This is a genomic window from Agaribacterium sp. ZY112 (assembly GCF_041346925.1).
Taxonomy (GTDB): Bacteria; Pseudomonadota; Gammaproteobacteria; order Pseudomonadales; family Cellvibrionaceae; genus Agaribacterium.
The window spans coordinates 3,232,197-3,244,950 of record NZ_CP166840.1; the positions used below are offsets into that span (position 1 = coordinate 3,232,197).

The 12,754-nt window shown below is 45.0% G+C and carries 13 protein-coding genes; 9 read left to right on the forward strand and 4 right to left on the reverse strand.

Features of this window, described 5'->3' with window-relative positions:
• Positions 1-92 precede the first annotated feature (92 nt).
• The 8 genes from mnmA to AB1S55_RS14045 all read left to right on the forward strand — a co-directional run bounded on the left by mnmA (position 93) and on the right by AB1S55_RS14045 (position 7,673).
• Positions 93-1,199 (forward strand): tRNA 2-thiouridine(34) synthase MnmA, encoded by a 1,107-nt coding sequence (gene mnmA, locus AB1S55_RS14010; RefSeq protein WP_370978800.1) that lies wholly within the window; start codon positions 93-95, stop codon positions 1,197-1,199.
• Positions 1,200-1,267: 68 nt separating this feature from the next.
• Positions 1,268-1,918, forward strand: a complete 651-nt coding sequence (gene hflD / locus AB1S55_RS14015) for a high frequency lysogenization protein HflD (RefSeq protein WP_370978801.1) — start codon at positions 1,268-1,270, stop codon at positions 1,916-1,918.
• Between the two features lie 89 nt (positions 1,919-2,007).
• Positions 2,008-3,393 (forward strand): adenylosuccinate lyase, encoded by a 1,386-nt coding sequence (gene purB / locus AB1S55_RS14020; RefSeq protein WP_370978802.1) that lies wholly within the window; start codon positions 2,008-2,010, stop codon positions 3,391-3,393.
• Positions 3,394-3,537: 144 nt separating this feature from the next.
• Positions 3,538-4,650 (forward strand): cupin domain-containing protein, encoded by a 1,113-nt coding sequence (locus AB1S55_RS14025; RefSeq protein WP_370978803.1) that lies wholly within the window; start codon positions 3,538-3,540, stop codon positions 4,648-4,650.
• 31 nt (positions 4,651-4,681) lie between these two features.
• Positions 4,682-5,629, forward strand: coding sequence for a GNAT family N-acetyltransferase (locus tag AB1S55_RS14030; protein WP_370978804.1), 948 nt, complete (start codon positions 4,682-4,684; stop codon positions 5,627-5,629).
• 135 nt (positions 5,630-5,764) lie between these two features.
• Positions 5,765-6,298: a hypothetical protein gene (locus AB1S55_RS14035; RefSeq protein WP_370978805.1), complete on the forward strand. Its 534-nt coding sequence runs from the start codon at positions 5,765-5,767 to the stop codon at positions 6,296-6,298.
• The gene (locus AB1S55_RS14040) at positions 6,298-7,158 is read left to right on the forward strand and encodes a hypothetical protein (RefSeq protein WP_370978806.1); all 861 of its coding nucleotides are present in this window, start codon (positions 6,298-6,300) and stop codon (positions 7,156-7,158) included. Before AB1S55_RS14035 ends, AB1S55_RS14040 begins: the two co-directional genes overlap by 1 nt.
• 134 nt (positions 7,159-7,292) lie before the next feature.
• On the forward strand, positions 7,293-7,673 hold the full coding sequence (locus AB1S55_RS14045) for a hypothetical protein (protein ID WP_370978807.1): 381 nt from the start codon (positions 7,293-7,295) through the stop codon (positions 7,671-7,673).
• Between the two features lie 34 nt (positions 7,674-7,707).
• On the opposite strand, the gene AB1S55_RS14050 is transcribed toward AB1S55_RS14045, so the two are convergent.
• From AB1S55_RS14050 to AB1S55_RS14065, 4 genes are all read right to left on the reverse strand, one after another.
• A complete protein-coding gene (locus tag AB1S55_RS14050) occupies positions 7,708-8,658 on the reverse strand; it encodes an LPP20 family lipoprotein (protein ID WP_370978808.1) in 951 nt (316 codons plus the stop codon).
• A 28-nt stretch (positions 8,659-8,686) separates the two neighbouring features.
• On the reverse strand, positions 8,687-9,994 hold the full coding sequence (locus tag AB1S55_RS14055; RefSeq protein WP_370978809.1) for a hypothetical protein: 1,308 nt from the start codon (positions 9,992-9,994) through the stop codon (positions 8,687-8,689).
• 124 nt (positions 9,995-10,118) lie between these two features.
• Positions 10,119-10,715 (reverse strand): penicillin-binding protein activator LpoB, encoded by a 597-nt coding sequence (locus tag AB1S55_RS14060; protein ID WP_370978810.1) that lies wholly within the window; start codon positions 10,713-10,715, stop codon positions 10,119-10,121.
• Positions 10,715-11,266 carry an LPP20 family lipoprotein gene (locus AB1S55_RS14065; protein ID WP_370978811.1) on the reverse strand — a complete coding sequence of 184 codons (552 nt, stop codon included), beginning with the start codon at positions 11,264-11,266 and terminating at the stop codon, positions 10,715-10,717. The genes AB1S55_RS14060 and AB1S55_RS14065 overlap by 1 nt, the downstream gene beginning before the upstream one ends.
• A gap of 359 nt (positions 11,267-11,625) precedes the next feature.
• On the opposite strand from AB1S55_RS14065, the gene AB1S55_RS14070 reads away from it, so the two are divergent.
• Entirely contained in the window at positions 11,626-12,750 is a 1,125-nt protein-coding gene (locus tag AB1S55_RS14070; protein WP_370978812.1) for an efflux RND transporter periplasmic adaptor subunit, read from the forward strand.
• Positions 12,751-12,754: the final 4 nt, after the last annotated feature.

Sequence of the window (12,754 nt, forward strand, 5' to 3'; positions counted from 1 at the left end):
AAATGAAGGCGCGCTTGCCCTAATATCTTATATCAATGAAAATAGTGGCTTAGCTGCCATTTGTGCCTCCACCCAGTTTTCCGAGATTTACCGTGAAGTTTAAAGACCCCAGTTCGACTAAAGTCATCGTTGGTATGAGCGGCGGAGTTGACTCATCCGTTAGCGCCCTACTTCTTAAGCAACAGGGCTTTCAGGTTGAAGGCCTGTTTATGAAAAACTGGGATGAAGACGACGGCACAGATTATTGCACCGCCATGACCGACCTTATGGACGCAGCGGCTGTGTGCCAAAAGCTCAACATCCACCTGCATACCGCCAACTTTGCACGAAATTACTGGGATAATGTCTTTGAGCACTTTCTTGAAGAATACAAAGCGGGACGAACGCCAAACCCCGACATCCTGTGCAATAGAGAAATTAAATTCAAAGTGTTTCTCGACTATGCCAATGAACTAGGCGCTGACTATATAGCTACAGGGCATTACTGTAGGCTTGATCACAGCCAGCAACCTGCCCGCCTTCTTAAAGGCTTAGATAACAACAAAGATCAGAGCTATTTTTTACATGCTGTCACCGGCAAAGCATTTGATAGAAGCCTGTTTCCGATTGGCGACATGGAAAAGCCCGAGGTTCGCAAAATTGCCGAAGAGCACGACCTTGTCACTCACAACAAAAAAGACAGCACCGGCATTTGTTTTATAGGCGAACGTCGCTTTAAAGACTTTTTACAAAACTACCTTCCCGCTCAACCTGGAGAGATCATCACCGAAGATGGCCGTGTAATCGGTCAACACCAAGGCCTGATGTATCACACCATGGGGCAGCGCCAAGGCTTAGGCATTGGCGGAGTCAAAGGGGCACCGGAAGAACCGTGGTATGTAGCCCAAAAAGACTTAGACAATAACCGTCTTGTTGTTGTACAGGGCGCTCAGCACCCTCTTCTATTTACCGACAGCTTGCGAACAGGGCCGATGCACTGGATCGATGGCGCGCAGCATGAAGGCAAGCTCTCATGCCAAGCCAAGACACGCTATCGCCAAGCCGACCAAGACTGCGACATCACGATTCTTACCGATGGCTCTCTTGAGGTGCAGTTTCATGAGCCTCAACGAGCTGTCACCCCGGGCCAAAGCTTGGTACTTTACCAAGATGAACACTGCCTTGGTGGCGCCGTCATTGAACAGGCCTATAACCGCTAGAGAAACCAACAACAAGCGGTACTATCAGCGCTGATAACTACACCAACTGAGATTTAAGCAAAAAACATATGAAAGGAAGCTATCGAGAACTCTGCCTTGCTCTAGCCGGTATATTGCAAGCAACAGCGCAAGTTGAGCGTATTGCCAAGAACGGCTACCTAGACACGGAGCAATTCGAAACCTCAATCAACAGTTTATTCCAGCGCACCCCAGAAAAGACGGAAGATATTTACGGCAGCATAAGCGCGCTATTGCCGGGTCTCGAGACCCTAGAAAAACAACTAAGCGAATACCGCCAAGCACCTGCTTCAGATATTTTTCGCTATTTTCTTGGTGTTCTGCATATACAAAAACGCCTTAAGAGCCGCAAAAAGTTGCTCACTGTGATTGCTGAGCGGCTTGAAACAGCTGAGAAACAAGTCGAATTATTTGGCCTCACTCATGACAATGTAGTCAGTAACATTGCCGATATTTACAGCGATACTATTAGCACTTTTCAGTACCGCATTCAGGTCACTGGAAATTTCAACTACCTTCAGCAAGATAGAGTGGCTAATCAGGTACGCAGCTTGCTGCTTGCCGCTGTGCGCTCAGCGATGCTCTGGCGTCAACTCGGCGGCAGTCGCTGGCAACTTGTCTTGTATCGCAAGGCCATTCTTGATGTGTGCCGAGAGCTAATTAAAGAAGCCAAGCAAGACAGATTCAAGCCCGGCAAGTAAAAATCACTTTTCACTTCAAATTGGCTGCGAAACAAGCGTTTTTGCTATAGAATGCGCGCCTTTTCTAACCATCGATTGAAGCGAAAACCATGAATCTGAGTGCAATCTCTGCGATTTCCCCCATCGACGGCCGCTACGGCAGCAAAACCATCGACCTACGCCAAGTATTCAGCGAATACGGCCTAATCAAACGCCGTACCGAAGTTGAAATACGCTGGCTACAAGCCCTAGCTAAGCACGCCGAAATCACTGAAGTACCAGCATTCACAGCTGAAACCGACGCATTTCTAGATGCCTTAGTTGCCAACTTCAACGAAGACGACGCCCAAGCAATCAAAAACATCGAAGCTACAACCAACCACGATGTTAAAGCCGTTGAATACTTCATTAAGCAAAAATTTGAAGGCAATGACGAACTACAAGCGGTTACTGAATTTGTTCACTTTGCTTGCACCTCTGAAGACATCAACAACCTAAGTCACGGCCTCATGCTTAAAGATGGCCGCGACAACGTGATTTTGCCTAAAATGCGCCAAATCATTGAAGGCATTGCAGAACTTGCTCTCGCCTATGCTGAAGTCCCAATGCTTAGCCGTACCCATGGTCAAACAGCCTCACCAACAACCGTTGGTAAAGAGATGGCCAATGTAGCAGCACGCCTTCAGGGCCAATACGAAGTCCTGCGAGACGTAAAACTTCTAGGCAAAATTAACGGAGCCGTTGGCAACTATAACGCCCACCTAAGTGCCTACCCTAAATTAGACTGGCAAGCTCACGCAGAACGCTTTATCAGCAGCTTAGGCCTTAGCTACAACCCTTATACCACTCAGATTGAGCCTCACGATTACATGGCTGAGATGTTTGACGCTTGTGCGCGCTTCAACACCATCCTGATCGACTTTGACCGAGATATCTGGGCCTATATCAGCAACGCCTACTTCAAACAAAAAACCATTGCCGGTGAGGTTGGCTCTTCAACCATGCCTCACAAAGTTAACCCTATCGACTTCGAAAACTCTGAAGGTAACCTAGGTTTAGCAAACGCCGTACTCGGCCACCTTGCACAGAAGCTACCGGTTAGCCGCTGGCAGCGCGATTTAACCGATTCAACCGTATTGCGCAATATGGGTGTTGGTTTTGGTTATAGCCTTATTGCCTATGAAGCAACGTTAAAAGGTATGGGCAAGCTAGAAATCAACGAAACTGCCATCGCAGCAGATTTAGATTCCAGCTGGGAAGTATTGGCAGAACCCATTCAAACAGTGATGCGCCGCTACGCCATTGAAGAGCCTTATGAAAAACTAAAGGCTCTCACTCGAGGAAAGGATATGAGCAAAGAGGTCATCCAAGAATTCACCGAAACGCTCGACATCCCAGAGGAGGCAAAAGCCGAACTGCTTGCCTTAACACCGGCCAGCTATATTGGTAACGCCGCCCAACAAGCAAAAGACATTGTCAATTACATCAACAAATAATTGACTCAGAAGCCGGGCCTAGCCCGGCTTTTTTATGTGTACCTAGAACACATAAAAACCAGACAAAGCCCAATATCATTTACCCCTCTTAAGATACTTTAACTAGCCCTACTCCTGAGCCGATAAAAGCAAAGAACATTTAAAATGAATACATCACTATTTGGCGAGGTCAGCAACGAACAGTTTCTTAAAGAGTACTGGCAAAAAAAACCTCTTCTTGTACGCCAAGCGTTTCAACATTTTGAAAGCCCTATAAGCCCCGATGAGCTAGCAGGGCTAGCCATGGAAGAAGAAAGTAACAGCCGACTTATCATAGAAAAAGGCCAAGACTGGCAGGTTAAACACGGCCCTCTTGCAGAAGAAGACTTTTCGAGTTTACCCGAAAAAAAATGGACTTTATTAGTACAACATGCCGATGCCCTAGATCCAGAAGTCAACGCCCTACTTCAACGCTTTCGCTTTCTACCTAATTGGCGCCTAGATGATATTATGATTAGCTATGCCAGTGATGGCGGCGGCGTAGGAGCACACTTTGATTATTACGATGTGTTTTTATTGCAAGCAGGAGGCACACGTCGCTGGCGAACAGGCCAACACTGCGATGCCAATAGCCCACTTGTACCCAATCAACCCAACCAATTACTACAAGATTTTGAATGCGAAAACGACTGGTTAGTAGAAGCGGGCGACTTACTTTATATTCCCGCTCAGGTCGCTCACTGGGGCGAAGCCGTCAATGAAAGCATGACTTGGTCCATCGGCTTTAGAGCACCGAGTGACAATGAATTACTCTTAGACCTAAGCCAACACTTAGCATCTGAATTAGTTGAAGATCAGCGCTACCAAGACGGCCCCGAGCTGATCAGCCAAAACAGCGGTGAAATAGCTGACTTAAGTATTCAACGCATTCAACAGCGTCTAAGTAAACTTCTGCAAGAGCCCGACAAGATCGCTCATTGGTTAGGCCAATACGCCACTCATTTAAAACCAGGCCTTGACCCTAGCGCCCTCCCCTTGGATTTTGCAGACGACTTAAAAAGCGGCCCACTCAAGCTCTCAAGCTTCAACCGTGTGAGCTATATCAATTCAAATGAGCAGGTTTACACCTATATCAATGGCCAGGCTTACCCGACTAGTTTGCAGCTAGCCAAAACACTGAGCCACTATGAGTCTTTTACAGCCGACAACTTTGAAGCCAGTGATCAAGCGTCCCTGCAAGACATGCTTGAAGCTGGCCTTCTGCTAAGATCAGAATGATTCCAAACGATATAGGAGCATAGGAGCCCACATGGCTAACATCGACATACAACCGTGCACTTGGGCTGAGCAACAAGATGAGCTCAAAGCAATACGTTGTGAGGTCTTTGTGCGTGAGCAACACGTGCCCATAGATGAAGAGTTCGATGAGTATGAAGTAAAGTGCCAACACTGGATCGCCTTCGTTCATGAACAAGCAGCAGGCTGTATTCGCTTAATTAAAGAAAAAGATGCTTGGCGAATAAGCCGCCTTGCTGTACTGGCAATACATCGTCAGCAAGGGCTAGGCAGCGCACTACTAAATGCGGCAACACGCTATGCTCTCAGCAACAAACACCGTATACAAGAACGTATTTACATGCATGCACAAACCAGCGCTATTGTCCTTTATCAAAAGCTAGACTGGCAAACTGAGGGCCCACGCTTTGACGAGGTAGGCATTGAACACCAACGAATGTGCTTTATAACAAGCGCAGAAAACTGTGAGCGGGTATTTCAAGCCCATGTTGAGCGCCTTGCTTACCCCAACCACTACCTGCAGCACTTTCATACGATGGCCGAGCTAAGCAGCAAAGAACTGCTTATTTATAGCCAGCACTTAAACGAAGAACTTTTTAATCAAGAGCCCTTAATAGAAGCACTTTCGTTACTGGCAAGAAAGAATAAACATGTGCACATTCGTATTCTTGTAGAAGACAGCCAAAACTTAGATCTACACGCAAATCACCTAGTGTATTTACTGCGCCGTCTAAGCAGCAAAATCAGCTTGCACCAACTAACAGACAAACACCATCTGTCACTCGATTACTTTATGCTGTTTGATAAAAAGCGCCTGCTCTACTTCAATAACGAAAAGCATTTTTCAGGTTTCGCTTGCTATCAGGCCGCAACCGAAGCCCTACCTCTCATAGAGGCTTTTGAGCATGCATGGGAACACCTAAGTCATGCGGATATGAATTTAAGGCAATTACGAATCTAGCTTTGAACATCGACAGCAAGTCCTCAAAGCCATCTAAAGCAATAGTAAAAAGGCCTCCAGCCCCATTAGTTCTGATTTTGCTTGTAAATAGCGTTATGATTGTGGCGCTTTATTAACGCCACAACGTGAAGGATTATGAGAAAAAAAGTATTAACGGGGCTCACCTTAGCCGCCATACTCACAAGTATCGATGCAAGTGCCGGTGACAACACTAGCGGTGAAAGTAGCAGCAAGCATTTATTTCAAGCTGGTACAGGCTTTGGCCAACTTTCTAACGACTACTACGATAGCAGCTATAGCCTAAGTGCTTCTTACACCTATGAATATGGCAAGCTTCAGTATTCTTTTGGTGGGATCCGCCAAGGCAGTATGACGACATCAAATGATATCGAAGCAGAAGTTGATGCCTTATACTTTAGTGTTGGTAAAGAATTTAAAACCAAACCGCTGAACTATGCCCTGCGCTTAGGTGCAAACTACAATGAATCCGAAGTCTTTTATCAAAAACATAAACTCGGGTCAGATTCCGATATCGGAATGATTGCTATCGCAGAAGTGATAAAGCCTTTTGGGCCTGTGTTTGCCTTAGTCGGTAATATTAAATACCTTAATCAAATTTCAGGTGAGTCGCTGGGTATTGTTAGTATTGACGCGAGGCTTGCTTTTTAATGAATAAGACAAAAAATAAAAAAATAACCCTCTATCTAAGTGCCATCTCTGCAATAAGCCTAGCGACACTGCTAAGCGCTTGTGGTGGCAGCAGTGATGAAAGCTCAGCACTGCTTAGCAGTAGCGAAATAGAATTAAATGCTTCGATTATTGACCCAGGTGACGGCCAACTCTATGCCGAAGTAGACTTAGATCGCCCTCCGCACGGAGATAGCCCTAGAGAAGATATCGTTTTAACTGGTGGTGACAGCCTGTATTTATCGAGTACCGAAGCAAGTATTTTTGAGCAGTCTTACAGCGATGATATTTTTGATCAAGCGGCAAACTTAGAAAACACTCATACTAAATTTGTTGACTCAAACTATGGTACATACAACTCTTATCTTTCAAATAATGGTTACAGAGCCATTCAAGACATTTTTGATCCCAAAGACCGCGAATACACCATCACTCTAAGTCGAAATAGTGGTCACAACCTCTACAAAAGCACCATCAATCTAGCTGAACAGTTCAGCTTAAACCACAATCATACTAGTGGCTATTACAGCCGCTCAAATGATGATGTTCGCTTAAACTGGAGCTTTAATAGTAACAAAAGCTACGTTATAGATATTGAAGTAACGACCCGCTGCACAGGCAATGGAGGTTACAGCGTTGTATGGTCTGAAGAGCTTAACACTGATACAACAGGCAGCTATGTTTTCCAAGCAGGCTCATTAAATTCAGATTTTCTAACAGGCCAATGCTCAACAAGCTTTACTGTCACTAAAACAACCATAGGCTTAGTCAGTGAGCGCTTTTCTAGTGGCTTGATAAGTGGTTATACCAGCCGAACTCTCACTCTTATCGCCAACGAATAGCCCTGCCCAGACTAACAGTGCTTATTGTTAAGCCTGTTAGTCTACCCCTCGCCTTAAGATAAACCCAAAGCCTAAACGATAACTCACAAAAATAGCCTTATACTCTAGATACACCCAGACCCCAAAGCGCCTAAGTGATGATTAGAAATAACTGGCTGCCAAGTAAAACACTTTATACAAAATACACCCAGGAAGTCACTGGGGCTGAGCTTTTAGACGCCACCTTAGAAGTAACAGGTGATACTCGTTGGGATGGGCTCAAGTATGTTATCGGTGACTGGACTCAAGTCGATAAAACAGAGATTAGCGCCAAGCACGTAGAAGAAATGATTGCTTGTTTACTACCTGCATCACGCTACTGTCCACACGCAATCAATTGCGCTATCGTAAAACGCAACAATACAGGTACAGCATTGGCCGCTTGGTACAAACTTTTAGGAGAGAAGCTGCCGTGGCAAATTGATATTTACCACAGCAAAGAAGAGGCTTTTGAAGCTTACGGAATAAAAAGCTAAAACAACCTCTGTCGAACTAAGCTTTTATACAAACTTATTCTTCGGTCATTAACAAACCAAGCAGCTCATCATCAAGCTGTTTATCGACTTCTGCTTGCATACGTGCCGCTAAGGTATCTTTTTGCTTGGCAGAAACTTTTAGAGCTTTACTTTGCTTGCGAGTGATCTTGCCATGCTCTTCAACAGCCAAGTTTAAAGTCGCTCGTAACCAGTACCAGCCGCCCTGCTCAAACACCTCTCCAGTATCGAGCTTGCCTTTCAAAACAAGCGGAGAATCCTTTGCAATAGCAATTCCTAAACTCTCGCTACTCGCACTCAACTTATTGGCAAGAGCGGCAGGCTCTGCTTGAACACTAAACTTTAAGCTGCTTGTCGCATTGCGGAATAAGGCTTCAATATCTGCAGATGTTGTAGATGATGGTATCCCTTTTCCTGAGGCAACCACTAAATTTCGATTAAGGTTTTCACGTTTCAACTGAATACTATGAGCCTGTTTTAAAGCAGATAAAGCACTAAACACATTGCTCGCACTGTTGCTTGCGTAACTTACACGCTCAGAAACTTGCTTGTCTGCATTGCGAATTTGGCTGCGAAAGTTTTGAGAGGCGATGTTTTTATCAAGCACGGCTAAAGCATAAGTGCTGCCATCTTCCGCTTTTCTTGATTCAACAACTTTTGCACCTTTTAACTCCTGCTGAGCTTCGGCAGAAACATGACGACTCACACTTGTATTTGTTTGGCCCTGAGCAGAATTAAAGCTACTGCTATCAATTTGTTTTTCGTAAATAGATACAGAGAACATTTTGGCTAAGTTTGCTTGGGCCCGTGTACTCGCCTGCTCTAAATCACTACCCTGCCCAACAGCGCTCAAATACTGAGCATCAGAATAAACTGAGCTAGGATTTTCAACCCAATCAGTTTTAGTGGGTGTAGAACCACAAGCGGTGACTACAAATAGCACGGCAATAGTTATAAAAGTTTTCATAGCAATCCTTTGGTTCAACATTTATGGTTTAAAACTCTGAGTGAAAAATATAGGGGCTAATATCGGCAGCCAGTACCACACTGTAACGTTCACTATTTAGCGTAACAGTTTGAGGCTGATTATTAACAATGATATTGATATCGACAAACCCGTCATTACTCCCCCCTTCACTTTCCAGTGAGAGATCGTTACGAGCAACCTGCATACTTGAAGGCAAAACAGCCCACTGACGAATATCAGCTTGCTCAGAGATAATGGTAAGCACATTAGCAAACGCGCCCAACATGCTATCCTGTTCTTGCGCCGACTTCACCGCTTTGTATTTTGTTGCAGCGCGGGCTAAAGCGGCGGCACTTAGTTTAGGCATTTCATCATTAAGATCATCACGTACTCTGAGCTCTAAATCCTCAATAACGTGGGTTTGCATAGTTTGGCTTTGCCAACTTAGCTTCGCTGATGTCGGTTGATAATAATTATTTGGAAACTTAGGCAAAGCAACCGACAAATACACCTCATCAACCGGCCACCACAGTGTCGTTTGATTATTAATTAACTGGCTTACCACACCATCAAAGTAGATATAGAAATGCTTTGAAGGCAATTTAGCTTCAGCCACAACACGCTCACCAAACTGATCTTTAAACTGATCGTATTCGTTGTTCAGACCTAAAGCTGCTGTATGCTTTAACAAGGCTAACTGCAAAGCCTCGGGCACAGGCGTAGTACCCTTATTAAGCAAGCTATAGGCACGGCGATAACTGATCAAAGCATTATCAGCCTCATCATTTATTTCGTAGATTATGCCACTTAAAAAGTGCATAAATATAAGCTGGCCCGAGCTGGAATCTTTTTTAGCCAGCGCGTTCATAGCGACATCCGCTTGCAGCACCTCGACTCTGGCCCCATCTAAATCAGATTTCATCAGATAAGCCAGTGCCATCATGCTATGCAATAAAACCTTGTCAGTCGGTGTACCTTCAAAGCTTCGGCCTGTTTCATTAATAGTAAGTGCAACGGTGGTTTCTACAAAGGAAGTCGCAGACAACGCTTTCATCTGCTGCTTAGCCGACTCGAGAGAAGTGATGGCTTCGTCAAAGCGGCCACTCATAAGAGCAAGGTAACCAAGATTCAAGTCACACTCAACTTGGCTGTGTGATTTGCACGTCGCTTGCGAAACCGTTAGGTAAGTTTGTTCGACGTTTTTTGAATGTTTTAGCTGATTCGCTGTGGCATGCATATTAATAGACATGCTGGCACAGCCAGAAATAAATAGCAGTGCAGCGAGAAGGCTTGAGTAAACACTTAGACTAAACCAATTCAGGGCTGATGTTTTCAATATTCTGCCATCCTAGGCAATCTGGTAACGGATACATTCAAAAGCGGCTTGAATAGCACTTCAGGCAAGACCGGCCTTAATCACAACACGGATTTAAGGCCGTAAACTCATAAGGACAAGAACCTTAGTAACGCATTTTAGAGTTTTTAACGTATTTCTTTATCTTCTTCTGCCCCACCCAAACCTTGCGGTTATCAGCCAACGAAATCAAAGTAAGATCAACTTGATAATAGCGAACCTGCTTTTTGCCTTCGGCATCAATAATGGTGTTGATCTGCCCCTTCAGCATAAAATCGGCGCCCAATTCTTGGCCGGCGGCATTACGTGAGGCCTCGGTTGAATTCAGATCTTGATCTTCTCGCTCGCCACGAATTTCTTCACGCTCATTGGCCGACGCAACAAATTGCACACGACCTGAATTGATAAGCTCTCGTTCCATATCAGCGATAAAGGTCTTGGTATTAATATGCTCGTGGGACAGGTTTTTAACTTGGCCAACGATAACAGCAGGAGCGGAACCTTCTTTGGCCACATGCTGATCAATCCAAGGACGGCTAAGTACATCATCAATCATGGCCTGCGCGGTTTGGCGCGAGTCGGTATCGTTCCAAGCGCCACTTAAGTCAGTGGTACTGTCACTATCAATGCGTTCTACCGAGGTAGAACAAGCACCTAATACCAAGGTGAATACTGCTGTAGCCGCTATAACTAGCTTTTTCATTAATTCTGCTCCTTCATAAAGCGGTCAAAATTCGCATTTAAATCTTGTTTGAATTGAGTTTTATCCAAGTTGCCTAGCTTCTTAGCGCTTTCAATCGCTGCGTCGAGCTTTTTAAGATCAAGCTCGGCAATTGAATATAAGGTGCCGGTACGAGGGTCTTTCCAGTTAGCCACAATAAGCGAGCCATTAAGAGCGGAGTTCGTTGTGGTTGTAATTTCACGCTCGACGCTCATATCAGCCGTTTCACCAGTAGAAGTGGTGTAATCATTCAAGCTGCTTTTAACAATTGTGGACACAACACGTGCGACTTCAGCGCGTGCACGACCATCAGCAGTAGAGCGCTGCAAGCTTTGATCACCCATATCTGGTGCAGAACCGATACCGTGAATAAGCTGGCCTTTGTCGTTATCGACCGCCTTAGTTCCCTCATTTACCCAATCTGGGGCACCTTTAATACCTAGGTCTGACTCAACATCAGTCCGAGAACTAGAACAAGCAAACAGTGTTAATGTCGCAGCAGCGACTACAAAGAAATGAAATAAAGTGCGCATAGCTTCCTCGCTAAAATGGGTTATCCAATCAATTTCGCAGCAGCTAGTATAGGGGACAATACGCTAGAGAGTAATACCTATGACTCTTATCAAGAACCAACACTGCTAACGAAGTATTCACTGCCAATACCTCAGCCTACATTATTAGAGTGCAACTCTAAACTGAAGCAAACACTTAACCAATGCCAAAAGAGCCGCTCGATACATTCTGTTACATTTCAAATCAAACTTACAACGCAATGCATACGCAGTGCTTGTGAAGCCATATAAATAAGTGCTAATGTCTGTACTAATAAACTACCATCCCCCCTTTTTTACTACTCCCTCTTATATACCGCTCGGAAGACAAAGGCCACGCTATGAAAAAGCTCAAAGCACCACTTATCGCCTTAGGCGTGGTGTTCGCTATTGTATTGATTATTGGCTCCATTAAAGCACTGCAATTTAAAAGCATGGCTGAAAGCCAAGAAAACTTCACTGCGCCAGCTATTGCTGTCAGCGTGTTTGAAGCTGAGGAACAAGCATGGGCTAAATCACTCAATGCAGTAGGTACCGTGCATGCGAACGAAGGTATTACTGTCATGGCTGAATTAGCCGGGCGAGTAGAAAGCATACACTTTAACTCTGGCGATCAAGTTAAAGCTGGCGACTTATTACTCAAGCAAGTTAGGGGTAATGAGCAGGCCATGCTTAAATCGGCCGAGGCTCAGCTACGCCTAGCTAACTACAACTTCGAGCAAGTCAAAAAGCTTCGCAAAAACAACAGTGTGAGTGAAAGTGCCTACGAAGTTGCCAAAAAAGATCTAGATGCCGCCAAAGCCGATGTGCAAAACCTTGAAAGTAGCTTAAAGAAAAAACAAATTCGTGCACGTTTTAGCGGTGTACTTGGTATTCGTAAAGTCGACCTAGGCCAAGATCTGCAAGCAGGCACACCTATCGTAGACTTGTATTCACACAATAATTTGCAAGTTGACTTCCCTATTCCTCAGCGCTGGTTAGCACAGGTGAAACCTGGGCAAGCCGTCAGCGTCAATATGATCGAACTAAAAGAGCAGCAAGTTAACGGCACCATTACCGCTGTTGGTGCTGCCGTTAACGAAGTTACACGCAATTTAGAGGTTCAGGCCACGCTTGAAGACACACAAGGTAAATTACTACCAGGCATGGCCGTTGAAGTGCACATTGACCTTCCAGAGAGAAGCAACTACTTAGTTGTACCATCTACCGCCATCATTTATGCCCCTTATGGCGATACCGTTTTTGTCATTGAAGAAAATACTGACACAGGCCAGCTACAGGCAAGGCAGCAGTTTGTTCAAATTGCTGCGCGGCGTGGTGATTATGTCGCCATCGCTCAAGGCTTAACTCTGGGCGAAAAAGTCGCAAGTGCTGGCGCATTTAAACTCTTCAACGGCCAAGCTGTATTTATCACTGACAATCAAGAAGTCAGTTATAGCCTTAACCCTGAACCTGAAGATAGCTAGGCCC

Excerpts from the sequence above, each read along its gene's own strand:
- hflD (WP_370978801.1), top strand. The coding sequence starts at position 1,268 with ATGAAAGGAAGCTATCGAGAACTCTGCCTTGCTCTAGCCGGTATATTG.
- purB (WP_370978802.1), top strand. The coding sequence starts at position 2,008 with ATGAATCTGAGTGCAATCTCTGCGATTTCCCCCATCGACGGCCGCTAC.
- AB1S55_RS14025 (WP_370978803.1), top strand. The coding sequence starts at position 3,538 with ATGAATACATCACTATTTGGCGAGGTCAGCAACGAACAGTTTCTTAAA.
- AB1S55_RS14030 (WP_370978804.1), top strand. The coding sequence starts at position 4,682 with ATGGCTAACATCGACATACAACCGTGCACTTGGGCTGAGCAACAAGAT.
- AB1S55_RS14035 (WP_370978805.1), top strand. The coding sequence starts at position 5,765 with ATGAGAAAAAAAGTATTAACGGGGCTCACCTTAGCCGCCATACTCACA.
- AB1S55_RS14040 (WP_370978806.1), top strand. The coding sequence starts at position 6,298 with ATGAATAAGACAAAAAATAAAAAAATAACCCTCTATCTAAGTGCCATC.
- AB1S55_RS14050 (WP_370978808.1), bottom strand. The coding sequence starts at position 8,658 with ATGAAAACTTTTATAACTATTGCCGTGCTATTTGTAGTCACCGCTTGT.
- AB1S55_RS14060 (WP_370978810.1), bottom strand. The coding sequence starts at position 10,715 with ATGAAAAAGCTAGTTATAGCGGCTACAGCAGTATTCACCTTGGTATTA.
- AB1S55_RS14065 (WP_370978811.1), bottom strand. The coding sequence starts at position 11,266 with ATGCGCACTTTATTTCATTTCTTTGTAGTCGCTGCTGCGACATTAACA.
- AB1S55_RS14070 (WP_370978812.1), top strand. The coding sequence starts at position 11,626 with ATGAAAAAGCTCAAAGCACCACTTATCGCCTTAGGCGTGGTGTTCGCT.